Below are 24,970 nucleotides of genomic sequence, written 5' to 3'. Positions count from 1 at the left end.
TCGTCATTATCGAGGTGTCCTATTTTTACCCGAGTAGCTAATTTTTGCCGTAAAGTTCTGAGTCGTGAAGAGACGGCACTGGCAGAGGTTGAGGAAGACGAACTGCAGATGACCGTCATCCCTCGTGAAAGTCACAACATCTCGCGCAAAGACATTAGCGAAAACGCCCTGAAAGTCCTTTATCGCCTGAATAAAGCGGGCTATGAGGCCTATCTGGTGGGCGGTGGTGTCCGTGACCTGCTGCTGGGTAAAGCGCCGAAAGATTTTGATGTGACCACCAACGCCACGCCGGAGCAGATGCGTAAGCTGTTCCGCAACTGCCGTCTGGTTGGCCGTCGCTTCCGTCTTGCTCATGTGATGTTCGGCCCTGAAGTGATCGAAGTGGCTACGTTCCGTGGTCATCATCAGGCTGAAGAAGACAGCAACGCACAGCGCGGCCAAAACGGTATGCTGCTGCGCGACAATATTTTCGGCACCATTGAAGATGATGCCCAGCGTCGCGACTTAACCATCAACAGCCTTTACTACAGCGTGGCTGACTTTAGCGTGCGTGATTACGTCGGCGGCCTGCAGGATTTACAACAGGGCATTATCCGCCTGATTGGCGATCCTGAGACGCGCTATCGCGAAGATCCGGTCAGGATGCTGCGCGTGGTGCGCTTTGCCGCCAAGCTGGATATGACCATCGCGGAAACCACTGCTGAGCCAATACCGCGTCTTGCCACGCTGCTGAACGATATTCCTCCGGCGCGTCTGTTTGAAGAAGCGCTGAAGCTGCTGCAGGCGGGTTACGGTTACAAAACCTATCTGCTGCTGCGCGAATATCAGCTGTTCCAGCCGCTGTTCCCGATCCTGAGCCGTGGCTTTACCGAACACAGCGACAGCCAGATGGAGCAGATGCTGGCACAGGTATTGAAAAATACCGATACGCGTATTCATAACCAGATGCGCGTGAATCCCGCCTTCTTGTTTGCCGCGATGTTCTGGTATCCGCAGCTGGAAAATGCGCAGCGTATCGCACAGGAAAGCGGCCTCGCCTATTACGATGCGTTTGCGCTGGCAATGAATGATGTGCTGGATGAGGCGTGCCGCTCGCTGGCGATCCCGAAACGCATTACCACGCTGGTGCGTGATATCTGGCAGCTACAGCTGCGGATGTCTCGTCGCCACGGCAAGCGCGCGATTAAGCTGATGGAGCATCCTAAGTTCCGTGCCGCATACGATCTGCTGGCGCTGCGCGCTGAAGTGGAAAACAACGCTGAACTGCAGCGTCTGGCGAACTGGTGGGGTGAATTCCAGGCCGCCGCGCCGCCGCAGCAGAATCATATGCTGAAAAACCTCGGCGATGAGCCGGTCGCGCGTCGCCGTCAGCGTCGTCCGCGCAAGCGCCCTGCCGCGCCGCGCCGCGATAACAGCAGCAACGCATGACCCGCGTCTATCTCGCCTTAGGCAGTAATCTGGCCGATCCGCTGCATCAGGTGCGTAACGCACTTGATGCGCTGGATGCCATTCCACAAACGCAGCGGGTCGCGGTCTCCTCTTTTTATCGCACCCCGCCCTACGGACCGCCCGATCAGCCGGACTATCTTAACGCTGCCGTGGCGCTTGATACAGCGCTGTCGCCGGAAGCGCTGCTCGACCATACGCAGCGCATTGAGCTGGAACAAGGGCGGGAGCGTAAAGCGGAACGCTGGGGTCCGCGCACGCTGGATCTCGATATTCTGCTGTTCGGCGATCGGGTGCTGCATACGCCGCGCCTGACGGTGCCGCATTACGATATGCATAATCGCGCCTTTATGCTGGTGCCGCTGCTGGAAATCGCGCCGCAGGCCCGGCTGCCTGATGGCCACCCGCTTGCTGCAGTCGCCGCCGGGCTTGACTGCAGCGCTATCCTGCCCTGGTAACAGGCACGCCCGTTTTACCCGGCGTGCCGCCGCAACGATAAGCCATTCCTCTGACTGCGTCGATGATTTACACTTCGCCAACCAGTAAGTTGACGTTGAGAAAGTCATGAAACCTACCACCATTTCGCACCTGCGCCAGTTAAAAGAGGCAGGCAAAAAATTCGCCTCCATCACCGCCTATGACTTCAGCTTTGCCCGACTCTTTGCCGATGAAGGCATGAAGGTGATGCTGGTCGGCGACTCGCTGGGGATGACGGTCATGGGGTATGAGTCTACCCTGCCGGTTACCGTTGAAGATATTGCCTGGCATACGGCAGCGGTACGCCGTGGCGCGCCGCACTGCCTGCTGCTCGCCGATCTGCCGTTTATGAGTTACGCTACGCCGCAACAGGCCTGTGAAAATGCGGGCCAGCTGATGCGCGCCGGTGCCAATATGGTGAAGCTGGAAGGCGGCGCCTGGCTGACGGAAACCGTGCGTATGCTAACGGATCGCGCCGTACCGGTGTGTGGCCATCTGGGCTTAACGCCACAGTCGGTTAATATCTTTGGCGGTTATAAAGTGCAGGGTCGCGACAGCGAAGCTGCGGATCGGCTGCTTGCCGACGCGCTGGCGCTGGAGGCCGCAGGTGCCCAGCTGATGGTGCTGGAATGCGTTCCGGTGGCGCTGGCGCAGCGCGTCACCGAGGCGCTAAGCATTCCGGTGATCGGCATCGGGGCGGGTAACGTCACCGACGGGCAGATCCTTGTCATGCATGACGCCTTTGGCATTACCGGCGGTCATATTCCCAAATTTGCTAAAAATTTCCTTGCCGAAACCGGTGATATTCGCGCTGCCGTGCGCCAGTATATTCAGGAAGTGGAAGAGGCAAGCTATCCCGCCGCTGAGCACAGTTTCCAGTGAACAGGAGAAAGTCCGTGTTGATTATCGAAACGTTGCCGATGCTACGCCGTGAAATCAGGCGCTGGCGTCAGGAAGGCAAACGCATTGCGCTGGTGCCGACCATGGGCAACCTGCATGAAGGTCATATGACGCTGGTGGATGAAGCCCGCGAGCGCGCCGACATTGTGGTGGTAACTATTTTTGTTAACCCCATGCAGTTCGATCGCGCTGAAGATCTGGCACGCTATCCGCGCACGCTGCAGGAAGATTGTGAAAAGCTGAACCGGGCGCGGGTTGATCTGGTGTTTGCTCCGGCTCCCGCCGATGTCTATCCCAAAGGGCTGGATACCCAGACCTTTGTTGAGGTGCCAGGCCTCTCCAGCCTGCTGGAAGGCGCCAGTCGCCCCGGCCATTTCCGTGGCGTTTCAACCATCGTGAGCAAGCTGTTTAATCTGGTGCAGCCTGATCTGGCCTGCTTCGGCGAAAAGGATTATCAACAGCTGGCGCTGATACGCAAGATGGTTGCGGATATGGGCTACGATATCGATATTATCGGCGTGCCGACGGTGCGTGCGAAAGATGGCCTGGCGCTCAGTTCGCGTAACGGCTACCTGACCGCCGATGAGCGTAAGCTGGCACCGGCGCTGAGCCAGGTAATGAAAACGATGGCGAGTAAGCTGGCCAACGGCGAGCGCCATATTGAAGAGATTATCGAAAGCGCCGAAGCCGAGCTGCGTGATAAAGGTTTAACGCCGGACGGCCTGGCGATCTGTGACGCCCAAACGCTGCTGCCGCTCAATGTAGAGAGCAAACAGGCGGTTATTTTAATGGCTGCATGGCTGGGCAAAGCCCGACTGATCGACAATCAGACGGTTGATCTGACCCAGTAGACAAGCGTCGGTAATCCATGAATACTGTCGCTCAACTTTTGATTCGTTGCAGAACAAGGTAACAGAGATATGGTACGCACCATGCTGCAAGGCAAGCTGCATCGAGTGAAAGTCACTCAGGCTGACTTGCACTACGAAGGTTCCTGCGCCATTGACCAGGACTTTCTCGACGCTTCCGGTATTCTTCAGTACGAGGCGATCGATATTTATAACGTAACCAACGGCCAGCGTTTCTCTACCTACGCAATTGCTGCTGAACGTGGTTCGAAAATCATTTCCGTTAACGGCGCGGCTGCCCGCTGCGCCTGTGAAGGTGATATTTTGATTATCTGTTCTTATGTACAGATGCCGGACGAAGAAGCGCGCCAGTGGCAGCCCAAAGTGGCTTATTTCGAAGGTGATAACCAGATGAAACGCCTGGCTAAAGCGGTGCCGGTGCAGGTTGCCTGACCCTCGCAGCGGGGCAGGGTCGCCCCGCTCGCCTGCTTTTTAACTTAAATCGTGCAGCGCTTTGCCATTCGGCGGCGTCAGGCTTATGTCACTGAACATCACTTCCAGCCCGGCGCGCTCTGGGGTACAACACATTATCCCCACCTGATAACGTTCAGCTTTAGCGATATGACACAGCCGCAGCAACGGCCAGACAACGCCGTCAGCTGAATACTGCAGCCGCAGAGCATGGTCACGCAGCGTTAAGCGCATCCAGAAATCACGCGCATCGCCGTTGAACGGGCCGGTTGCCCAGTCAGAACACCCCTGAGTCAGCACGCTGCCCATCGCCGGCTGTCCATCGTTATATTCAATTCCCGCTTTTAACCAGTGCTGCTCATCAGCCATAAACATAATGCCTGCCTGATCGTACAGGGTATGAAAATCGGCACGCACCCGCGCCTGAAAAGTAAAATCTTCCTGTATCTCGCAGCCCCAAAAGTGGCCGCTGAAGCGGGTAAAACCGTACCAGATTTCGCGCCAGAAATCGGTTTGACCGTCGGTGATGACGGTTAACTGACCGTTCTCATTGCGCCAGACGGCTGGCTCATTAATCCAGTGAAACTGCGGCATAACAAACCTCAGCATAGTGATTAAATTGTTTTTAGTACCCGGCACGGATTTCCCGCCGCCACCACATTTTCCGGCACGCTTTTCGTTACCACGCTACCGGCGCCAATCACGCTGTTATCGCCAATCGTGACGCCTGGCAATATCTGTACGCCTGCGCCAATCCAGACGTTATTGCCGATGGTAACCGGGCGGGCATATTCCAGCCCTCGATTGCGCTGCTCCACGTCCAGCGGATGACCGGCGGTATGAATGCCGACGCAGGGCGCGATAAAAACGTTGTCGCCGATAGTGACCTTGCCGCAGTCAAGGATCACCAGATTAACGTTGGCATAAAAGTTTTCACCGACTTCGATATTTCGCCCGTAGTCGCAGTAAAAAGGCTGTTCAATCAGGATCTGCTCGCCGGTTTTACCCAGCAGCGCCTTAAGCTGTTTCTCCCGCTGCGCCAAATCACGCGGATCGGTGGTGTTGTAGATTTGCAGCCGGTACTTCACCTCGCCACGTTCGGCGATGAGCGCCGGATCGTAATTGGCATCGTAAAGCAGCCCCGCCAGCGCTTTTTCTGCTTCTGTCATAGTCCCTCCATTAGTGCGGATTACAAAGCCAGAAGCCTGAGCTACAGGCTGGCCAGCTGTCGGATGGCATTGGCCACCTGTTCAGGTACGACCGGCATTACTGAACGATGGATCATCATGCCTTCAATAAAAGCGTCGATGGCGACCGCCGCCGTCGGCGAAAAATGGTGCTCCAGCGCGCTGCGGCTGCGTGTCATCCATTCCAGCATCACCGGTTTTAGCTGCGGATGACGGCTGGCGAAAGCGTACAGTTCATAGCTCAGTAGCAGAGTGCGCGATGAGGAAGTGGCATCGCCAAAAATAATGGTGACTACCGCGTCTATCGCCTCCTGCTGTGTTCGTGCGCGGGTGATAAGCGCTGAGAATTGATCGGAAATATGCCGGGAAAGCTGGTTAAAAGCGGCAAAAAGCAGCGCATTCAGGCTGCTGAAATAGTAACTTACCGCGCTAAGCGGCACGGCAGCTTGCGCCGCAACCTTACGATAGGTTGTCCCGGCAACGCCATATTTTACAATTACTTCCAGAGCCGCTTCGGCGATGCGTTCGCGTCGCAGCGGATCCTGGCGCCAGCTTCTCTCTGTCATTTGTGCCTCTCTGTTTTTGCAGCTGACAGCCTGACACAGCCGATGAAATTGTACAGATGTACTAATTGAAGATGTGAGAGCGATCGCAGCCTTTACGTGAGAACAGCAGAAACGCTGCACAGGGGAGAACGCAGGCAAAAAAAACGCGCTCCGGGGAGCGCGTTCAGCAAGCGGGCATCAGGTGCGTAAACCGCGCCCGCGCTGTATCAGCGTCCAGGCGAGAATATAAAACACCACGATAAAGGCGATCAGTACCGAAAGCGTAAACACCAGCGGAACGTCGTTAATGCCCAAAAAGCCGTAACGGAAGCCGCTGATCATATAGACCACCGGGTTCAGCTTCGAAACCGCCTGCCAGAATGGCGGCAGCAGCGTCAGCGAATAAAACACCCCGCCCAGATAGGTCAGCGGCGTCAGAACAAAGGTTGGGATCAGGCTAATGTCGTCAAAGGTACGGGCAAATACCGCGTTCAGCAGGCCCGCCAGAGAAAACATAATCGCCGTCAGCAGCAGCGTAACCGCCACCATCAGCCAGGAGTGCACGTGGAACGGCACAAAAAAGAGCGAGACCGCCGTAACCAGGATCCCCACGCAGATGCCGCGCGCCACGCCGCCGCCAACGTAACCGGCGATCACGATATGGGTCGGCACCGGTGCCACCAGCAACTCTTCAATGTTGCGCTGAAACTTGGCGCTAAAGAAGGAGGAGGCTACGTTAGCGTAGGCGTTGGTGATCACCGCCATCATAATCAGGCCGGGCACGATAAACTGCATATAGCTGAAGCCGTGCATATCGCCGATGCGCGAGCCGATCAAATTACCAAAAATAATAAAGTAGAGCGTCATGGTGATGACCGGCGGCACCAGCGTCTGGATCCAGATACGGGCAAAACGGTTAATCTCTTTGGCCCAGATGCTTTTCAGCGCAACCCAATATAAGTGCATCATGCGTGACCTCCCGTTTTCCCCTGCACCAGACTCACAAACAGCTCTTCCAGGCGATTCGCCTTGTTACGCATGCTAAGCACCTGCACACCCTGCGCGCTAAGCTGGCTGAAAACGCTGTTTAACCCCTGCTCGCGCATGACCTCAACTTCCAGCGTTGAGGTATCCAGCAGGCGGTACTGGAAGCCTTCCAGCTTCGGCAAGGCGCTTTTCGCCGCCAGATCGAGGATAAAGGTTTCCGATTTCAGCTTCGAAAGCAGCCCTTTCATTGAGGTGTTCTCAACCAGTTCACCGCTCTGAATGATGCCGATATTACGGCAGAGCATTTCTGCTTCCTCCAGATAGTGGGTGGTGAGGATAATGGTGGTGCCCTGCGCGTTTAGCTCTTTCAGGAATACCCACATTGAACGACGCAGCTCAATATCGACGCCAGCGGTCGGCTCATCAAGGATCAGCAGCTTGGGCTGATGCATCAGCGCACGCGCGATCATCAGGCGACGCTTCATGCCGCCGGAAAGCATACGCGCGCGCTCGTTGCGTTTGTTCCACAGGTCGAGCTGGGTCAGGTATTTTTCTGCTCGCTGCTGCGCCTCGCGCCGTTCAACGCCATAGTAACCCGCCTGATTAACCACAATCTGAAAAACGGTTTCAAACGGATTGAAGTTAAACTCCTGCGGCACCAGCCCCAACTGACGCTTGGCGTTGACCACATCTTTTTCCAGGTCGTAACCAAAGACACGAACCCGACCGCCGCTTTTGTTAACCAGTGAACTGATGATGCCGATGGTGGTTGATTTACCGGCGCCGTTTGGCCCCAGCAACGCATAAAAGTCGCCCGCCTCAACCGACAAATCGATCCCTTTTAGCGCCTGCACGCCGCCGGGATAGGTTTTGGTGAGCTTTTCAAGTTCCAGTGCATACGTCATAGAAGCGTTATTTACCCTGTTTTGTTAACAATCGTTTTTACCGTTTAAAATTACCAAATGTTGTCCTATAGTACGGAAACGCATTTCTGCTTGTTACAGATCGATAACCATCATGAAAGATATTGATACACTAATCAGCAACAACCGCGAATGGTCCAAATTACTGGTTGAAGAAGATCCCGGCTTCTTTGAACGTCTTGCCCTGGCGCAAAAGCCACGCTTTTTGTGGATTGGCTGTTCTGACAGCCGCGTTCCAGCCGAGCGCTTAACCGGCCTTGAGCCAGGTGAACTGTTTGTTCACCGTAATGTAGCCAACCTGGTGATCCATACCGACCTCAACTGTCTCTCCGTGGTGCAATATGCGGTAGAGGTACTGGAGGTGGAACATATCATCATTTGTGGACACTACGGATGCGGCGGCGTGCAGGCGGCGGTAGAAAACCCGGAACTGGGCCTGATCAACAACTGGCTGCTGCATATCCGCGATTTGTGGTACAAGCATAGCTCGTTCCTTGGCGAACTGCCGCCAGAGAAACGCTTTGATAAGCTTTGTGAAATCAACGTCATGGAGCAGGTTTATAACCTGGGCCATTCAACTATTCTGCAATCAGCATGGAAACGTGGGCAGAAAGTCACGATTCACGGCTGGGTTTACGGCATCCATGATGGCTGCCTGCGCGACCTGGAAGTCACCGCCACCAACCGCGAATTGCTTGAACAGCGTTACCATCAAGGCATTGCTAACCTGCTGAATCAACCTGAAAGCCATCGCTAATCAGGGGCAGCATAATAGCCTTTCCGGCAACCGCTATCTTTAATCGATTGTGCTGTCTCTGGCAGCACAATCGCCTGTATTACTCTTCCAGCATGACTACTTTGCCGATGTAAGGCAGATGACGATAGCGCTGCGCGTAGTCAATGCCGTAGCCAACCACGAATTCGTCAGGAATAGAGAAACCGATATATTCAACGTTCACCGCTACTTCACGGCGCGAAGGCTTATCCAGCAGGGTACAGATGGCCAGTGACTTCGGCTCGCGCAGGCTGAGAATTTCTCGCACTTTGCTCAGTGTATTACCAGAATCGATAATATCTTCCACGATCAGCACATCTTTTCCGCGGATGTCTTCATCCAGATCTTTCAGAATTTTCACATCACGGCTGCTGGACATGCCGCTGCCGTAGCTGGATGCGGTCATAAAATCGACTTCGTGTGGCACTTCAATGGTACGACACAGATCGGCCATAAACATAAAGGAGCCGCGCAGCAGGCCTACCAGCACCATGTCGCTTCCGCTGTCACGGTAGTGCTCAGTGATTTGTTGACCCAGTTCAGCGATACGATTGCGAATCTCCGCTTCGGAGAGCATAACTTCAACGGTGTGTTTCATAGCTTCAGGCTTCGTCATCTGTCGAAAGCAGCAAAGTCTATCATATTTTGTCCGCCAAATACCCCAACGCAGCCAACCTTTGCCCCGGCGAGAAACAGATATACAGACTGCTAAACTTCCAAGACGCGTTATTTAATTATGCTTTTGGTTTTAAAGTTAGAACGTTAAGTCATTTATCAGCCAATGAGCGCCTGTGATAGCGTAAGCTCAATTTATGATGCCAGACGGCTTCATCGCCAGGAGAGATTATGTGCGCTGCTCAGACTAAAAAAACCCATATTGGTAACCGCCCGCTACAGCCGGAAACGCAAATGCTGAACTACGGTTACGATCCTGCCTTATCAGAAGGCGCGGTTAAGCCGCCGGTGTTTTTGACCTCTACCTTTGTTTTCAAAAGCGCTGAAGATGGTCGCGACTTTTTCGATTATGTCTCAGGCCGACGCGAGCCGCCTGCAGGCCTGTCCGGCGGGCTGGTCTATTCCCGCTTTAATCATCCTAACAGCGAGATTGTCGAGGATCGGCTGGCGGTGTATGAGCGGGCTGAAAGCAGCGTGCTGTTCTCTTCGGGAATGTCCGCTATTTCTACCACCCTGCTCGCTTTTGTGCGGCCTGGCGACGTTATTCTGCATTCACAGCCGCTGTATGGCGGCACTGAAACCCTGCTGAGCAAAACCTTCCATCAGCTTGGCGTGGCGGCAGTAGGCTTCAGCGATGGTCTGGATGAGGAAAAAGTACAGGAGGCAGCCGACCGGGCAACGGCGATTGGCCGCGTGGCGGTTATTTTAATTGAAACGCCCGCCAACCCTACCAACAGCCTGGTGGATATCGCCCTGATTCGCCGCGTGGCAGATAAGATTGGCGAACAGCAGGGAAGCCGACCGATTATTGCCTGCGACAATACGCTGCTTGGCCCGCTGTTTCAGCGCCCGCTGGAGCATGGCGCGGACATTTCGCTCTATTCACTCACAAAATATGTTGGCGGACACTCCGATCTGATCGCCGGCGCGGCGATGGGCAGTAAAGCACTGATGAATCAGGTTCGCGCCTTGCGCAGCGCTATTGGTACCCAGCTGGATCCGCACTCCAGCTGGATGCTGGGCCGCTCGCTGGAAACGCTGTCGCTGCGCATGGAAAAAGCGAACAGTAATGCCGAAGCGGTAGCCCGTTTCTTACGCGATCATCAGAAAGTGGAAAAGCTGCACTATCTGAGGTTTCTGGATAGCGACTCTGCGGCGGGTAAAACATTTCAGGCGCAAAGCAGCGGCGCGGGCTCAACCTTTTCCTTTGATGTTCGTGGCGGTCAGCCCGCCGCTTTCCGTTTCCTTAACGCGCTACAGCTGTTTAAGCTGGCGGTAAGCCTCGGCGGTACCGAATCGCTTGCCAGCCATCCGGGCAGCACCACCCATTCCGGCGTGCCCGCTGAAGTACGGCAGCGGATTGGTATTGGCGAAGCGACCATTCGTTTGTCGATTGGCATTGAGAACAGCGACGATCTCATTGAAGATCTCCGCCTGGCGCTGGAGCAGGCATAATCCCGCAGTATGATAAGAAAAGTTAAAGGGCTGTCTGAAAAAGGTGGCCCTTTTATAAAGGGATGGTTTTTAAAAGCACAATGAATAACGCCGCGTGAAATAGTTATGTTTTAGTTTTTTCATCCGTCCCTTTATACCAATGATAAAAAGCTGTTAGCAAATAACAGGATTTATTTACTCCCAGGAATATCAACAGTGCTGCCAGGATATCCGTAAGCTGTTGGCAAGGCGCGCTTACTCTCAAAGAGCTATGCGTAACAATATAAATAGTAGACAGATAACTAATAGAAAAAATAAGCGAAGACTTTTTACGTGTCATAATTACTCCTTTAATTAATTTCCGTATAAATCTATTTTGCTAAGAAAAGTTTTTAATTAACGATACCGCTATTTATCTGCCGCAAATGAAAAATTAAACCATTAACGCCCGATCGCGTTCACCATAATCGGGCATTGGCAAAAGATATGGGGTTATTCGACGGTAAAGCCCAGCATCATGCCGGTATCTTCATGTTCCAGCAGATGACAGTGCGCCATATACGCCTGCTGAGCGCTGGCCTTATGATTAAAACGCACCAGCACTTCGCTACGCCAGCCTTCCACATGCACCGTATCCTTCCATCCCTGCCGGTGCGGCGCAGGCGGCTTGCCGTTTTCTGAAAGAATACGGAACTGCGTGCCGTGGATATGAAAAGGATGCAGCATCGCATCGCCTTCGCCGGAAATGGTCCACTTCTCCAGCTGGCCCTGCTTCACGGCAAACAGTGGCTTGTTCATATCAAAGGCCTGGCCGTTGATCTTATTACCGTTATGGAAATCATAGCCGGAAGCGGTTTGCGGCGGCATATTCTCTATCGCATGACTGTGGTTCTGATGCGTCATTGCCTGATGATCGTGACCGGCTGAATCCGTATGTTGCGCCATAGCATGCCCTGTACTCTCATGGCCCGCCATTGCCTGTTTGCCGTAACGCTGTTGCAGCGCCTGCATCCCCAGCCGATCCAGTTGAGGATCCATCATCAGCTGTAACCAACGGCCCGGAAGGTTATCGCTGGCAGGTAACGGCGGCAAATTAGCCAACGTATCCGGCAGCGAGCCGCTGGCCATTACCCGCAACGGCAAAATATGCAGCAGCGGCAGCGGCGCATCAAACGGCGCCAGCGTCATGCCCATCTGATTAACCGGCAGCGTTACCAAATCAAAGGCTTTGCCATCGCTGGTATCCACCAGCACTTCAAAACGTTCGCCCGGCAGTAGCATTAGTGTTTCTACCTGCACCGGCTCTGCCAGCAGGCCACCATCGCTGGCGATAACGTACAGCGCGCGCTTGTCGCTGGCCGTCAGGTTAAGTGAGCGAGCGTTGCAACCGTTCAGCAGACGCAGACGCAGCCAGCCACGCGGCACCGCTTGCTGCGGATAAGGCACGCCGTTGGTCAGCATCAGATTGCCAAACCAGCCCACTGCGGCATGCATAACGTCCAGCTGATAATCAATGCCGGTACCCTCTGCCGTTAGCTGCTTGTCCTGTAAAATCAGCGGGATGTCATCCACGCCCCACTGCTTCGGCAGCAGCAGCTTTTCTGATTCCTCATCACGCAGCACTACCAGCCCGGCCAGCCCCTGCGCTACCTGATAGCCGGTCTTTCCATGCTGATGCGGATGAAACCAGCAGGTTGCCGCTGGTTGGTCGGGCGTAATGGAAACCGTGCGTTGACCGCCGGGCGCGATCGTGGCCTGCGGGCCGCCATCCACATCCCCCGGCACCTCCAGCCCGTGCCAGTGTACCGTGGTCGCCTGCGACAGGCGGTTTTCCATCAGCACTTTCAGCGTCTTACCACGCGTCATCTCAATCGCCGGACCCAGCAGCGCGCCGTTATAGCCCCAGGTATTGACCGCTTTTCCGTGCCAGTGGCTGGTGCCGGACTGAGCAATCAGGCGCACCGCACCGTGAATATCGGGCTTCAGCAGATCGGGGATCGGTAGCGCCGGGCGACCAGCGGCCAGCGCACGCCCCTGCCAGAAGGGAAACAGGCCTGCGGCACTCAGCGCTGCGGTCAGTTTAAGAAAGTCTCGGCGTTGCATGATGGCGTCCTTTATCATATTGAGGGCGTTATCCTAAACCTTGCCCTAACGGCAAAGTCAAGCTAACAAGCAAATGAACCTAAGATAGCTACATCAATAGGGTTATGGCTTGTTTAATACGCATATCAGGCTTCATCTTTGAAAGGGGCAGATTTATTACTCTTTTTATATCGGGTGGCATCAGAGGAAGGGTTCCTGTGCGGCCTGCATCATAAAAGTAATCGCCTTCAATTCGACCGGCTTTTGTTCAACTCATCTGCCTGCAGACTCTGAGACTTCCCGCAAAATGAGGTGATGACTATCAGACATGGCTCAATTACTGTGTTTCCGGCGTGAAGAAATGGCGCCTGCCAGACTGAATTGGCGATTTTTAGCACAAACGGCAACAAAGCGTAAAAATGGCCTGAAGACGGTGCATAACTGTGCTAACGTCAGATGATTGCAATTTTTAGAGAATGATTATGACGAAGGGCATCAAAGTCCTGTTGCTGTCGGGGCTTCTTGGCTTCTCATCCACCAGCTTTGCGCTTAGCGAATCAGAAGCGGAAGATCTGGCCGATCTGACCGCGGTATTTGTCTATCTAAAAAATGATTGCGGCTATCAGGATCTGCCCGATGCGCAAATCCGCAAGGCGTTGGTTTTCTTTGCCCAGCAGAACCGTTGGGATCTTACCAACTATGGCAGCTACAACATGAAATTACTGGGAGAAGAGAGCTATCGCGATCTGAGCGGCATTGCTGTCTCTAACGATAAGAAATGTAAGGCGTTAGCACGCGACTCGCTCAGCCTGCTGGCTTACGTTAAGTAATTTGCTGCTCTGTGCTCTCCTGCTGCTAATTTGACCGTGCAACCCCATGCAGAGTTAGCTATGATGTGCCGCCCAATTTTCATGGCTATTCTGAGGAGAGCCCCACCATGGCCCAAAATGAAATTTGGTATGAAACGCTTCATGCCGGCTTTGGTCAATATTTCACGGTAGACAAGGTTCTCTATCGTGAAAAGACCGAGCACCAGGATCTGATCATCTTCGAAAATGCGGCTTTCGGTCGCGTCATGGCGCTGGATGGCGTAGTGCAAACCACCGAGCGCGATGAATTCATCTATCACGAAATGTTAACGCACGTTCCGCTGCTGGCCCACGGCAACGCCAAAAAGGTGTTGATTATCGGCGGCGGCGATGGCGGTATGCTGCGTGAAGTCAGTCGTCACGCCGGGCTGGAACAGATTACGATGGTGGAAATCGACGCGGGCGTGGTCGAGTTTTGCCGCCAGTATCTGCCCAACCATAGCGCTGGCGCTTATGACGATCCGCGCTTCCGTCTGGTGATCGACGATGGGGTGAACTTCGTTACGCAAACCAGCGAAAAGTTCGATGTGATCATCTCAGACTGTACCGATCCGGTCGGTCCGGGTGAAAGCCTGTTTACCTCTGAGTTTTATCAGGGTTGTAAACGTTGCCTTAATGAAAATGGCATCTTTGTCGCGCAGAATGGCGTTAGCTTTCTGCAACAGGATGAAGCCGTGACCAGCCATCGCAAACTGGGCCACTACTTCAGCGATGTCAGTTTTTATCAGGCGGCGATCCCAACCTATTACGGCGGCATTATGACCTTTGCCTGGGCGAGCGATAACCCGGCACTGCGTCAGCTTGATACCGCCACGCTGCAGGCGCGCTTTGCGTCAGCAGGCCTGAACTGCCGTTACTATAATCCGGCAATCCATACGGGCAGTTTTGCTCTGCCGCAATATCTGTTGAATGCACTGTCTGCACCGACCGGGCATTTATAAGGAGGTGAACTAAATTGCAAAAGCTGAAACTACATGGCTTCAACAACCTGACGAAAAGCCTGAGTTTTTGTATCTACGACATTTGCTATGCGAACAGTGAGGCCGAACGCGATGGCTATATTGCTTATATCGATGAGCAGTACAACGCTAACCGTCTGACTGAAATCCTGACCGAAACCTGCTCGATTATCGGCGCTAACGTGCTGAATATCGCGCGTCAGGATTATGAACCGCAAGGTGCCAGCGTCACTATTCTGGTTAGCGAAGAGCCGATCGATCCGAAAGATATTGATAATTCGGAGCATCCCGGCCCGCTGCCTGGTTCGGTAGTCGCTCACCTGGATAAAAGTCATATTTGCGTTCACACCTATCCGGAGAGCCATCCCGAAGGCGGATTATGTACGTTCCGTGCTGATATTGAAGTCTCTACCTGCGGCGTTATTTCCCCGCTGAAGGCGCTGAATTACCTTATCCATCAGCTGGAATCGGACATCGTTACCGTTGATTATCGCGTACGCGGTTTTACCCGTGACGTTAACGGCGTGAAGCACTTTATCGATCATGAGATCAACTCTGTACAGAACTTTATGTCGGATGATATGAAGGCGATGTATGATATGGTCGATGTGAATGTTTATCAGGAAAACATCTTTCACACCAAGATGTTGCTGAAAGAATTCGATCTCAAACATTACCTGTTCAACACCAGACCGGAAGACCTGAGTCCGCAGGAACACAAGCGGATTACCGATCTGTTGTGGAAGGAAATGCGTGAAATCTACTATGGCCGTAATATTCCCTCTCTCGGCCTGAAAACGCAGTAAAGCCCCCTGCTTTACCGGGGCGGATCTTCCGCCCCGTTTCGTTTACTTGGCCTGCGTATCCACCAGCGTTAAGGCAAAATCTTCTGCGTTAAGCTGTGCCTGCGCCTCTTCACTTAGCCTGCCGTCGGTAATGACCTCCGTCAGCGCCTGTAACGGCGTTACGCAAAACAGTGACCATGAACCATATTTACTGCTGTCCGCCAGTAATATCCGCTGACGTGCATTAAGCAGCAGATCCTGCTTCAGCCCGGCCTTATCCTCCGTAGGCGTGGTAATACCTTTCTCCAGGCTCCAGGAGTTGCAGCTGACAAAAGCAATATCGGGATGAAGCGTGCGCAACAGGCGGCGTCCGTGTTCACCAATGCATGACTGACTGGAATCATCAATGCGCCCGCCGATAATCGTCACTTCAATTTGTCGGAATCCCGAAAGAAACAGCGCAATATGCAGATCGGCGGTAATGACCCGCAGCGGCAGGTGCGTGAGCTGCCGCGCCAGCTCCAGCATGGTGGTGCCCGCATCCAGCACCACCGCATCGCCCGCTTTTACGCGCGCGGCGGCGGCGCGTGCAATCGCCTGTTTCTCTGCCAGATGGCGCTGGCTTTTTTCTGACGTGGTGGGCTGCTCAGGAATAAAACGGTTTAACGTCACGCCGCCGTGCGTCCTGCTAATAACGCCCTCCCGATCCAGCTTAATCAGATCGCGGCGGATAGTGGCGGGCGAGGCGGAAATGGCCGTTACCAGTTGATCAACGGTAACCAGATTATGTGCTTTCAGATAATCCATAATCTGGTCGAGGCGACTTTGTCCTTTCATCTTTCCCTATGCAAGTTGCATCGCAAGTTGAATCGAGATGGCCATGCTCTCAGACTTCGCTTTACCTGTCCAGGCAATATCAAATGCGGTGCCGTGGTCCGCTGAGGTGCGGATAAATGGCAGGCCAGCGGTGATATTTACCCCGTCGTAGAAGCCCAACAGCTTAAGCGGAATATGGCCCTGATCGTGATACATCGCCACCACCATATCGTACTGTCCTTCATAGCACTGAAGATAAACCGTATCCGGCGGACAAGGACCGCGGGCATCAATGCCCCTCTCTTTCATCGCCTGAATCGCCGGACCAACAATGTTGATCTCTTCATCGCCAAACAGGCCATTTTCGCCGGCGTGCGGATTCACCCCAGCTACAGCGATGCGCGGATGCGTATAGCCGACGCGGCGCAAAAACGTATCGGCCATACCAATCACCGTTTCCACGCGTGGCTGATTCAGCGTATCAAGAAATTTGCGCAGCGCGATATGAGTGGTAACGTGGATCACTTTTAGTCGGTCAGTATAGAGCACCATGGCGTAATCTTTACTTTGAGTCAGCTGCGCCAGCAGTTCGGTATGGCCAGGATAGAGGTGACCAGCCGAATGCAGCGCCTCTTTATTTAACGGCGCGGTGGCGATAGCATGCACCTCTCCCGCCAGCGCCAGCGCCGTTGCGCGCTTCACGCAGCGGTACGCCAGGTCGCCCGCCTGCGCCTGAACCTTACCGGGCACCAGCGCCTGCGGATCGGCCAGCGGTTCATCCAGCACGTTAATGGTGCCGGGCGTGAAGTGCGCCTGCGCGACTGAAGTGATCTCTTTCAGTTCCATTTGCGGGAGTTTGCCCTGCGCCATTACGCGCCTTAACGTCTCCAGACAACCTACCACCACGGCTGGCGCGCCGTTTAACTCCCCTTCCGCAAGCGCTTTAACAATAATCTCCGGGCCGATACCGGCAGGATCGCCCATGGTTACCGCAATGGTTTTAGTGGTCACTGTACATCTCCTCAATAAACGAGAGCGCGTCACAAAGCACACTCTCAGAACCGAAACCGCCGGCTTTGGTAATCACCGGCAAATCATCAAGCTCACTGTTGATAAAACAGCCGCATGGAACGCAGGGCGCAACCTCCTGCTGGATGCGATAGCCTTCCGCGCCCAGCGCATGAGCAACCGCAATGGCAATATCCCCGCCCGTCAGAAACAGCCCGCCGATACGCGTCCTGTCGATAATTGCCAGCGTCAGCTCACCCAGCCGCTGGCTGAGACGCTCGCCTAATAACGCGCGACTGCAGTGAAGCTGCTGGCATAGCGCATCAATTTGTTGTCGATCCGCCGCGCTGCGGCTGGTACGTAAAATCGTGTGCTGACCAGTTGCAAGTAGCGCGCTCGCCTGCTGTACCAGCCCGCTAAAATCGGGAACGTCGTGCATAAGCAACTGCGCTGCGTCGATATCTACTACCTGCGCGCGCTGTTGATTGATAGCCAACGCCACCTGACGACGCGTGGCTTCACTCATTGACCCGGCAATCACCAGCACCGGCAGCGCCTGGCGTTTTGTAATACAGGCGCTGGCTGGCAACGCCGCCGCCAGCCCTGCCGCACCTACCAGCAACGGTGTTTCGGGCAGCGAAAGGGCCGCTTCGGCAATCAGCGCCAGATCCTGTTCGGTTAGCGCATCCACCACGACCATCACCGGTGCCTGATGTTGATACTGCCGCAGCAGCGCAGCCAGTTCACCGCTGCGCACCGCAGGCAACGCAACGTCAATCACCTTTAGCTCGCTTTGCTGCTGCAAAAGGGTTTTGATGCGTGACGAGCTAATCGGCGTGCGCGGATCGCTGGCAAACTCGGTCTGCGCCAGCGGCACCTGATGCACCAGGCACTCGCCGTTAAGGGTGGTGCGGCCTGCGCCAGGGATCGCCGCTGCGATCAGCGCCAGACCTTTACCGCTGGCGTGCAATGCGGCTTCAATTTCCGCTCCGGGATTGCCGCGAAAGGTGGAGTCGATTTTTTTGTAGATCAGCAAATCCTGCTGACGCCAGCGGGCCAGCGCCTGCGTTACTGCATCCGCCGCGTCAGAAGCCCCAAGCGCGCGGCTGTCAGTATTGATCACCAGCACATCGGCGCGGCGTGACGGCGACTGCCGGGCAAAGAGCATTACCTCAGTACGCGCGCCCTTCTTCGCCAGCTGAACCCCGGTATCATTAGCGCCGGTAAAATCATCAGCGATGACGATTAATTTCATACATTCCCCTTACTGGCTGCATCACGCTTCGCTCCCCGTCCTGTTTAAGCGTTGTACGCCGCTTACAAAAGAAACTACCCAACCCGTTAATGATTATATTCAATCATGATTGATTAAATGTGAGCAATCTCAAATTAATCACATGCGATTTCCCCTATAAAATTGACCGACAACAATCGTTTTTGAACAAACTAAATCATCGTTCAGCTTTATGGGGAGAAAAGGCAGACCTTATGAACATCAATAGCACCCTTATCAGCGGCTTTCAGGCGCTAAATGACATCAGCTATCTGCCAGAAATCCGACGCAGCCTGCTGCTGGTCACTGATAAAAATATCATCGCCATTCCAGCCGTTGCCGCGATGATTGAAAAGCTGCGTTATCAGGCAGAATCGCTGACTATTCTGGATAGTGTGCCGCCAGAACCCAGCCAGCATGACGTTGCAGCACAGCTGAAAAGCCTGGAAGGTTGTAAAGTTGAGACGGTAATTGGCATTGGTGGTGGCAGCGTGCTGGATGTCGCTAAGCTGTTATCGGTACTGTGCTTGTCGGGCGCGCCTACGCTTGATCAGCTGCTGGCGGGTGAGAAACCCACGGCACGCCTGCCTTCTCTGTTAATCCCAACCACGGCCGGAACCGGCTCGGAAGCGACGCCTAATGCAATTCTGGCAATCCCGGAACAGGAGACCAAGGTCGGCATTATTTCGCCGGTGATGCTGCCTGATTATGTGGCGCTGGCACCGGAACTGACCACCAGCATGCCGCCGCATATCGCCTCTTCTACCGGTATCGATGCGCTTTGCCACCTGATCGAATGCTTTACTGCCACCGTCGCCAATCCAGTTAGCGATAACTATGCGCTGATTGGCCTGAAGAAACTGTTTGCCAGCCTGGAAACCAGCGTGGCAGAACCGCACAACCTGCAGGCGCGTCTGGATATGCTATGGGCCTCTTATTACGGCGGCGCGGCTATCGCTCATGCCGGCACCCATCTGGTTCACGCGCTTTCCTATCCCCTGGGCGGTAAATATCACCTGCCGCACGGCGTTGCTAACGCCATTCTGCTTGCACCCTGTATGCGCGCTGTCCGTCCGGCGGCGGTGACTAAATTTGCTCAGGCGTATGACCTGTTGCCCAACGCCGATCGCTCCCTGAACGATGAAGAAAAATCCCATGCGCTGGTGGACTATTTTGCCGCGCTGGTGCGCCGTCTGAAGCTTCCCGCCAGCCTTGATGAACTGGGAATCAATGCCGACCAGCTGCCACAGCTGGTGGAGTCAGCGCTGGACGTGCAGCGTTTGATTAAAAATGTGCCCACGCCGGTCAGCGCCAGTATGGTGCGAAATATCTATCTGACGCTGTTCCCGGCCCAATCAGCCTGAATAACGAGGTAACAATGAAACAGAAAATTGAAGGCGTGCTGACTGCGATTGTAACCACCTTTGATGCCGAAGGTGCGTTTAAACCATCGGCACAGCGTGAGCAGGTGCAACGTCAGTTGCAGGCAGGCAACGGCATCTTTTGTGGCGGCACCAACGGCGAATTTTTTGTACTGAATGAACAGGAAAAGCTGGCGGTTATCGAAACCTGCGTTGATGAGACAGCTGGTCGGGCGCCGGTTGTGGCACATATCGGGGAGATCTCCACACGGGAAACGATTCGCCTGGGGAAACAGGTGGCGCAGCTTGGCGTTGACGCCGTGTCGGTCATTACGCCCTGGTTTGTACCACTCAAACAGCAGGAGCTGATCTGGCACTACCGTACGGTAGCAGACGCGCTGAAAGTGCCGCTGTTTTTGTACAACATTCCGGCGCGCACCGGCAATACGCTGCTGCCGGAAACGGTGCGCATTCTGGCCGCGCATCCCAATATTATCGGCATTAAAGACAGCGCTGGCAGTTATGAGAGCCTGAAAGGTTTCCTTGAGACAGCACAGGGGCAGGAAAATTTTTCCGTCCTGAACGGCCCCGATTCGCTGATCCATCGTGGCTTTGTTGAAGGTTGCACCGCCTGTATCTCCGGCCTCGCCAATGTTGCGCCGCGGGAAATCAACGCCATCTGGCGCACTTTTCAGGCAGGCGATCTCGCCGCGTCACAACGGGCGCAGGAAAACGTTACCGGCCTGCGCACCGATTTATACAACGTTGCCTTTTCACCCGCTGCAGTGAAAAAAGCGCTGGCGCTTATGGGCCATGACGTCGGTGAAAGTCGCTATGCCGTGCAGTTCAGCGTGGCAGAAGAACAGCAGATTCGTCAGATCGTGAATCAATACCTGCAATAACTAAAACAACCTATCCACATGATTACGTGAATAAAGGGACTACCCGGTCCCGGGGCTCATTACGTCTGAGAGAGGCCATAATGAAAGAATTTACCGCTATGGATACGCTGATCATTATCGGGATCGTGGTCGCGTATATTTTATTTACAACCTGGATGACCTGGCGGCTGCGGAGTAAAAGCAGCGGGGACTTTATGGAAGGATCGCGCGCGATGCCGGCATTTATCGTTGGCGTCATGCTGATGTCGGAATACATTGGCGCGAAGTCCACTATTGGCACCGCACAGGCTGCCTTTGAAAACGGCTTCGCCGCGTCATGGTCGGTCATTGGCGCGGCGATAGGTTTTCCGCTGTTCGGTCTGCTGCTGGTAAAACGGATCTATAACACCGGCAAAATTACCATTTCCGGCGCGATCGCGGAAAAGTACGGCACCTCCACGAAAAATATCATCTCCATCATTATGATTTATGCCCTGCTACTGGTGAATGTGGGTAACTACGTCAGCGGCGCAGCGGCTATTTCAACCGTACTCAAAGTTAACCTGCCGATAGCCGCCTTTATTACCGCCATTGTCAGCACCTTCTATTTCGCCTTTGGCGGAATGAAAGGCATGGCCTGGGTTACATTGCTGCACAGCGGCATAAAGTATTTTGGCATTTTGGTAATTCTGGGCGTAGCGCTGCATATGAGCGGCGGTATTACGCCAATGGTGCAGCAAATGCCGGACTTTTACTGGACCTGGGATGGCCACATCGGTGCCAGTACGATTGTGGCCTGGTTGATCGGCACGATTGGCTCTATTTTCTGCACTCAGTTTGTTATCCAGGCGATCTCTTCCACCAAAGATGCTGCCTCGGCTAAGCGCGCAACCTGGATTGCGTTCCTGTTCTGCCTGCCGATTGCTATCGCCATTGCGATTATCGGCGTCGCAGCGAAATTTCTGCATCCCAACATCAACAGCCTGTACGCCCTGCCCGTGTTTTTACAGGATATGAATCCCTGGCTGGCTGGCCTGGTAACAACATCACTGGTTGCCTCGATTTTCGTTAGCGTCAGCACTGTAGCGCTGGCTATCGCCTCGCTGATTGTCAAAGACTTCTATGTGCCGATGCGCAATCCTACGCCGGAGCGCGAGTTTAAAATGACGCGCTGGCTGTCACTGGCGATTGGCTTTCTGCCGCTGATATTTGTGCTGTTCGTGCCGGAGGTGCTTAAGCTCTCGTTCTTTACCCGCGCCATTCGCCTGTCGATCTCGGTTGTGGCAATGATGGCCTTCTACCTGCCCTTCTTTAAAAGCACGCGCGGCGCGAATGCCGGGCTGATCGGCGCCTGCGTAATGACTTCCGTCTGGTATCTGCTGGGCGATCCGTTCGGCATCAACAACATGTATATCGCCCTGATTACCCCGGCGGTGATTATGGTGCTGGATCATCTGATCCCGCAAAAACGTCCGGTAACTAAAACCAATATGCAAAAGAGTGGAGCCTGAAATGACGCAAGCAACCCTTAACCTGCCGACAAAAAGCATAACCGAAATCGTGGACGGCGATCCGGGGCGTATGACGGCAATGTTGCCGTCGCCCTGTCCACAAAACCATGCAGCCAATTTACTGCCGCTGCCGAATGGCGATCTGCTTTGCGTCTGGTTTGGCGGAACGCAGGAAGGCATCGCTGATATTTCCATTTACTGCTCGCGACTGAATCACGGCAGCCGTCAATGGTCGACGCCGCAGCGGCTCTCGGAAGACACCAACCGCTCGGAGCAAAACCCGGTGCTGTTTCTGGCCCCGGATAAGGTGCTGTGGCTGCTGTGGACCGCGCAGAAGTCGGGTAATCAGGATACGGCGATAGTGCGTTATCGCCAGTCACACGATATGGGCAATAGCTGGGGCGAGATTAACACCTTGCTGGATAAGCCTGGCACCTTTATACGCCAGCCGATGGTCGTGATGCCTAACGGCGACTGGCTGCTGCCGGTGTTCTACTGTCAGACCGAGCCGGGTGAAAAATGGGTGGGCAACAACGATATCAGCGCGGTGAAAATCTCACGCGATAACGGCCAGAGCTGGCAGGATGTGCCGGTGCCTGACAGTACCGGCTGCGTGCATATGAATATCACACTGCTGAAGGATGGTTCGCTGCTGGCGCTCTTCCGCAGCCGCTGGGCGGATTTTATCTGGCAGAGTCGCTCTTACGACGGTGGCCAAAGCTGGAGTGCGCCGCAGCCAACGGAATTGCCTAATAATAATTCCTCTATTCAGGTGACAACGCTGGCAAACGGCGATTTAGCGCTGGTGTTTAACAAGATGAGCGCCGCAGGCGCCAGCGAGCGGCGCGCCTCACTTTATGATGAGATTGAAGATGATGAAGACGATATTGCCGCCCAGCCCATAATGCCTGCAGGCCGTAGCGCATTCTGGGGCGCGCCGCGTGCGCCGATGACGCTGGCGCTCTCCAAAGACGGCGGCAGAAGCTGGCCGTGGCAGCGTAATCTGGAGGAAGGCGACGGCTACTGCATGACCAATAATTCGCAACAGAAGCTGAACCGGGAGCTTTCTTACCCCAGCATTAAACAGGGACCGGACGGCCTGCTGCATATTGCCTATACCTGGCATCGTCAGGCGATTAAATATGTGTGCGTGGATGAAAGCTGGGTCACGTGTTAACCGCTGTGGGATAAGGAGGAAAGGATGATTGCAGGGAATTTGCAGGCGCTGCCGCTGGCGACGCTGCCCGACACGCTTTACGCGCTGTTGGCGCGCCCGGAATGCGCTTTAACGGCGCTGCAGGCGATGCCCGACGGCCGCTGGCAGCCGGAGGGCGCTGGCTGGTTTTGCACTATCAGCGACAGCGAAACCGCCCCACTCGGGCAGCGGCATACCGAGTACCACCGACAATGGCTGGATATTCAGGTCCTGTTGGCAGGCGAAGAGATTATTCGTTATGACGTGGCGGACGCCCGCCAGATAGTGGCAGAGGAGCGTAAGCCCGATCTGTTTATTGTGAAACATGCGCAGCTGCGTCAGCAGCTTTATTTGCAGCCGGGTGATTTCGCTATCTTTGCGCCTGGCGAAGCGCATCAGGCGCTGTGCGCGGTTGATAAACCTGCGCGGGTACGCAAAGCGGTATTCAAGGTTTCTCCTGAACTGCTGCGAGGAAAACCATGAGCCGTCACGCGTTGGTAACCGGTGCCAGCTCTGGCATTGGGCGCGCTATTGTTGAACGGCTACTGCAGGAGGGCTGGCAGGTCAGTGGGCTGAGCCGTTCAGCAAAAGGCAGTGAGCATCCGGCTCTTCGCTCGATCGCCGTCGATCTGTGCGATCGCACGGCACTGGCGAACGTGTTGAGCGAACTGCCGCCGGTCGATGCCTTTATCCACGCCGCTGGCATGATGCAGGCGGCAGAGCTGGGCGCGCTGAACGAGGAGATCAGCCAGCGGCTGTGGTATTTGCATGTGCTGGTGGCAGAAAGTATAGCGAATGCGCTGGTGGATATTTTGCCCGCTGACGGACGCATTATTCTGATCGGCAGCCGTACCTCACGCGGCGCGGCGGGCCGCAGTCAGTACGTCAGCACCAAAGCGGCGATGACAGGGATGGTGCGCAGCTGGGCGGCTGAGCTGGCCCCACGCGGCATTACCGCGAATGTGGTAGCGCCTGGCGCAACGGCCACGCCGATGCTGAGTCAGCCCGGACGCGCCAGTTCGCCGCCAAAGCTGCCACCGATCGGGCGTTATATTCAACCTGATGAGGTTGCCGCGCTGGTCAGCTTTTTGCTCTCTCCCGCCGCTGCGGCGATTACCGGACAGGAACTGGTGATCTGCGGCGGCGCATCGCTCAGTTAATCAGCGGGGCAGTCGCCGCTGCCCCGCCATCTCAACGCCCCTGCATAAAGGCGCGATAGGCCGCAATCACCGCCAGAAAATCTTCAATGCCGCAAAACGAGAGACTTTCCTCATCGTAATAGCTCATGCCCTCTTCCAGCTCATCGGTATCAAAGGCGAGCTGGTTGGCGCGGATCATTACCTCTTCGCCATTCAGCGAAAGCTGATACTCATGACCCTGATGCAACCACTCTCTTTCGCTGCCTTTGACCTGCGCTGCCGCTGCTTCTACTTCATCAAGCAGCGCCATATTGCCTTTTACTTCTTCATTGAACCAGTGCCCGACCGCCTCATGGCCCATGCTCATGCGCACTTTGACCTGATTGGTGACGTCGCGTAAAAATTCATATTCCATCTTGCTGC

The 24,970-nt window shown here is 54.8% G+C and carries 28 protein-coding genes; 16 read left to right on the top strand and 12 right to left on the bottom strand.

Annotated elements, in window-relative coordinates; genetic code table 11:
- Window positions 1-21 precede the first annotated feature (21 nt).
- From pcnB to panD, 5 genes are all read left to right on the top strand, one after another.
- Window positions 22-1,428 (top strand): polynucleotide adenylyltransferase PcnB, encoded by a 1,407-nt coding sequence (pcnB, locus tag ACQE32_RS16090; RefSeq protein WP_426974561.1) that lies wholly within the window; start codon window positions 22-24, stop codon window positions 1,426-1,428.
- Window positions 1,425-1,904: a 2-amino-4-hydroxy-6-hydroxymethyldihydropteridine diphosphokinase gene (gene folK / locus ACQE32_RS16085; protein WP_426974512.1), complete on the top strand. Its 480-nt coding sequence runs from the start codon at window positions 1,425-1,427 to the stop codon at window positions 1,902-1,904. Before pcnB ends, folK begins: the two co-directional genes overlap by 4 nt.
- Window positions 1,905-2,010: 106 nt before the next feature.
- Window positions 2,011-2,805, top strand: a complete 795-nt coding sequence (gene panB, locus ACQE32_RS16080; protein WP_250651871.1) for a 3-methyl-2-oxobutanoate hydroxymethyltransferase — start codon at window positions 2,011-2,013, stop codon at window positions 2,803-2,805.
- Between the two features lie 14 nt (window positions 2,806-2,819).
- Complete coding sequence (panC, locus tag ACQE32_RS16075) at window positions 2,820-3,674, top strand: pantoate--beta-alanine ligase (RefSeq protein ID WP_426974511.1); 855 nt, start codon at window positions 2,820-2,822, stop codon at window positions 3,672-3,674.
- Window positions 3,675-3,743: 69 nt separating this feature from the next.
- On the top strand, window positions 3,744-4,124 hold the full coding sequence (gene panD / locus ACQE32_RS16070) for an aspartate 1-decarboxylase (protein ID WP_038628123.1): 381 nt from the start codon (window positions 3,744-3,746) through the stop codon (window positions 4,122-4,124).
- Window positions 4,125-4,163: 39 nt separating this feature from the next.
- Here panD and ACQE32_RS16065 read toward each other — a convergent pair whose 3' ends face one another.
- The 5 genes from ACQE32_RS16065 to ACQE32_RS16045 all read right to left on the bottom strand — a co-directional run bounded on the left by ACQE32_RS16065 (window position 4,164) and on the right by ACQE32_RS16045 (window position 7,766).
- Window positions 4,164-4,736 carry a DUF1349 domain-containing protein gene (locus ACQE32_RS16065; RefSeq protein WP_427022086.1) on the bottom strand — a complete coding sequence of 191 codons (573 nt, stop codon included), beginning with the start codon at window positions 4,734-4,736 and terminating at the stop codon, window positions 4,164-4,166.
- A 20-nt stretch (window positions 4,737-4,756) separates the two neighbouring features.
- Complete coding sequence (locus ACQE32_RS16060) at window positions 4,757-5,311, bottom strand: sugar O-acetyltransferase (protein ID WP_426974509.1); 555 nt, start codon at window positions 5,309-5,311, stop codon at window positions 4,757-4,759.
- A gap of 41 nt (window positions 5,312-5,352) precedes the next feature.
- Window positions 5,353-5,895 (bottom strand): TetR/AcrR family transcriptional regulator, encoded by a 543-nt coding sequence (locus ACQE32_RS16055; protein ID WP_426982110.1) that lies wholly within the window; start codon window positions 5,893-5,895, stop codon window positions 5,353-5,355.
- 177 nt (window positions 5,896-6,072) lie between these two features.
- On the bottom strand, window positions 6,073-6,843 hold the full coding sequence (locus ACQE32_RS16050; protein ID WP_085067952.1) for an ABC transporter permease: 771 nt from the start codon (window positions 6,841-6,843) through the stop codon (window positions 6,073-6,075).
- On the bottom strand, window positions 6,840-7,766 hold the full coding sequence (locus ACQE32_RS16045) for an ABC transporter ATP-binding protein (protein ID WP_085067953.1): 927 nt from the start codon (window positions 7,764-7,766) through the stop codon (window positions 6,840-6,842). Before ACQE32_RS16045 ends, ACQE32_RS16050 begins: the two co-directional genes overlap by 4 nt.
- Before the next feature lie 112 nt (window positions 7,767-7,878).
- Between ACQE32_RS16045 and can the strand changes: the two genes are divergently transcribed.
- Window positions 7,879-8,541: a carbonate dehydratase gene (can, locus tag ACQE32_RS16040; RefSeq protein WP_208615334.1), complete on the top strand. Its 663-nt coding sequence runs from the start codon at window positions 7,879-7,881 to the stop codon at window positions 8,539-8,541.
- Window positions 8,542-8,620: 79 nt separating this feature from the next.
- Here can and hpt read toward each other — a convergent pair whose 3' ends face one another.
- On the bottom strand, window positions 8,621-9,157 hold the full coding sequence (hpt, locus tag ACQE32_RS16035) for a hypoxanthine phosphoribosyltransferase (RefSeq protein ID WP_426974507.1): 537 nt from the start codon (window positions 9,155-9,157) through the stop codon (window positions 8,621-8,623).
- A gap of 248 nt (window positions 9,158-9,405) precedes the next feature.
- On the opposite strand from hpt, the gene ACQE32_RS16030 reads away from it, so the two are divergent.
- Window positions 9,406-10,689: a cystathionine gamma-synthase family protein gene (locus ACQE32_RS16030; protein ID WP_426974506.1), complete on the top strand. Its 1,284-nt coding sequence runs from the start codon at window positions 9,406-9,408 to the stop codon at window positions 10,687-10,689.
- A 103-nt stretch (window positions 10,690-10,792) separates the two neighbouring features.
- Here the strand turns inward: ACQE32_RS16030 and ACQE32_RS16025 are convergent, their stop codons facing one another.
- Together ACQE32_RS16025 and cueO are read right to left on the bottom strand one after the other, a co-directional pair.
- A complete protein-coding gene (locus tag ACQE32_RS16025; protein WP_426974505.1) occupies window positions 10,793-11,008 on the bottom strand; it encodes a hypothetical protein in 216 nt (71 codons plus the stop codon).
- Window positions 11,009-11,160: 152 nt separating this feature from the next.
- Window positions 11,161-12,771, bottom strand: coding sequence for a multicopper oxidase CueO (cueO, locus tag ACQE32_RS16020; RefSeq protein WP_426974504.1), 1,611 nt, complete (start codon window positions 12,769-12,771; stop codon window positions 11,161-11,163).
- A 461-nt stretch (window positions 12,772-13,232) separates the two neighbouring features.
- On the opposite strand from cueO, the gene ACQE32_RS16015 reads away from it, so the two are divergent.
- The 3 genes from ACQE32_RS16015 (at window position 13,233) to speD (ending at window position 15,384) form a co-directional block, all read left to right on the top strand.
- Window positions 13,233-13,580: a YacC family pilotin-like protein gene (locus ACQE32_RS16015; RefSeq protein WP_085067958.1), complete on the top strand. Its 348-nt coding sequence runs from the start codon at window positions 13,233-13,235 to the stop codon at window positions 13,578-13,580.
- Window positions 13,581-13,687: 107 nt separating this feature from the next.
- Complete coding sequence (gene speE / locus ACQE32_RS16010) at window positions 13,688-14,560, top strand: polyamine aminopropyltransferase (protein WP_250651857.1); 873 nt, start codon at window positions 13,688-13,690, stop codon at window positions 14,558-14,560.
- Between the two features lie 14 nt (window positions 14,561-14,574).
- Window positions 14,575-15,384 (top strand): adenosylmethionine decarboxylase, encoded by an 810-nt coding sequence (gene speD / locus ACQE32_RS16005; protein WP_426974502.1) that lies wholly within the window; start codon window positions 14,575-14,577, stop codon window positions 15,382-15,384.
- A 42-nt stretch (window positions 15,385-15,426) separates the two neighbouring features.
- On the opposite strand, the gene ACQE32_RS16000 is transcribed toward speD, so the two are convergent.
- Genes ACQE32_RS16000 through dtnK form a run of 3 tightly spaced genes read right to left on the bottom strand, consistent with a single transcriptional unit; the run spans window position 15,427 to window position 18,442 of the window.
- Window positions 15,427-16,200: a DeoR/GlpR family DNA-binding transcription regulator gene (locus tag ACQE32_RS16000; protein WP_426974501.1), complete on the bottom strand. Its 774-nt coding sequence runs from the start codon at window positions 16,198-16,200 to the stop codon at window positions 15,427-15,429.
- A gap of 6 nt (window positions 16,201-16,206) precedes the next feature.
- Window positions 16,207-17,163: a D-threonate 4-phosphate dehydrogenase gene (locus ACQE32_RS15995; protein WP_427022102.1), complete on the bottom strand. Its 957-nt coding sequence runs from the start codon at window positions 17,161-17,163 to the stop codon at window positions 16,207-16,209.
- Between the two features lie 16 nt (window positions 17,164-17,179).
- Complete coding sequence (dtnK, locus tag ACQE32_RS15990) at window positions 17,180-18,442, bottom strand: D-threonate kinase (RefSeq protein ID WP_427022085.1); 1,263 nt, start codon at window positions 18,440-18,442, stop codon at window positions 17,180-17,182.
- Between the two features lie 233 nt (window positions 18,443-18,675).
- On the opposite strand from dtnK, the gene ACQE32_RS15985 reads away from it, so the two are divergent.
- The 6 genes from ACQE32_RS15985 (at window position 18,676) to ACQE32_RS15960 (ending at window position 24,568) form a co-directional block, all read left to right on the top strand.
- Window positions 18,676-19,824 carry an iron-containing alcohol dehydrogenase gene (locus tag ACQE32_RS15985; protein WP_426974498.1) on the top strand — a complete coding sequence of 383 codons (1,149 nt, stop codon included), beginning with the start codon at window positions 18,676-18,678 and terminating at the stop codon, window positions 19,822-19,824.
- A gap of 14 nt (window positions 19,825-19,838) precedes the next feature.
- A complete protein-coding gene (locus tag ACQE32_RS15980; RefSeq protein WP_427022084.1) occupies window positions 19,839-20,723 on the top strand; it encodes a dihydrodipicolinate synthase family protein in 885 nt (294 codons plus the stop codon).
- Between the two features lie 80 nt (window positions 20,724-20,803).
- A complete protein-coding gene (locus ACQE32_RS15975; protein ID WP_426974496.1) occupies window positions 20,804-22,213 on the top strand; it encodes a sodium:solute symporter family protein in 1,410 nt (469 codons plus the stop codon).
- A gap of 70 nt (window positions 22,214-22,283) precedes the next feature.
- The gene (locus ACQE32_RS15970; protein WP_427022101.1) at window positions 22,284-23,390 is read left to right on the top strand and encodes a sialidase family protein; all 1,107 of its coding nucleotides are present in this window, start codon (window positions 22,284-22,286) and stop codon (window positions 23,388-23,390) included.
- 24 nt (window positions 23,391-23,414) lie between these two features.
- Entirely contained in the window at window positions 23,415-23,891 is a 477-nt protein-coding gene (locus tag ACQE32_RS15965) for a YhcH/YjgK/YiaL family protein (RefSeq protein WP_426982103.1), read from the top strand.
- On the top strand, window positions 23,888-24,568 hold the full coding sequence (locus ACQE32_RS15960) for an SDR family NAD(P)-dependent oxidoreductase (protein WP_426974494.1): 681 nt from the start codon (window positions 23,888-23,890) through the stop codon (window positions 24,566-24,568). Before ACQE32_RS15965 ends, ACQE32_RS15960 begins: the two co-directional genes overlap by 4 nt.
- Before the next feature lie 31 nt (window positions 24,569-24,599).
- Here the strand turns inward: ACQE32_RS15960 and yacL are convergent, their stop codons facing one another.
- Window positions 24,600-24,962, bottom strand: a complete 363-nt coding sequence (gene yacL, locus ACQE32_RS15955) for a protein YacL (RefSeq protein ID WP_250651849.1) — start codon at window positions 24,960-24,962, stop codon at window positions 24,600-24,602.
- Window positions 24,963-24,970: the final 8 nt, after the last annotated feature.

It is taken from the genome of Pantoea sp. FN0302, assembly GCF_050113775.1.
Classification (GTDB): Bacteria; Pseudomonadota; Gammaproteobacteria; order Enterobacterales; family Enterobacteriaceae; genus Mixta; species Mixta alhagi.
This window is presented reverse-complemented; position numbering and strand designations above follow the sequence as displayed.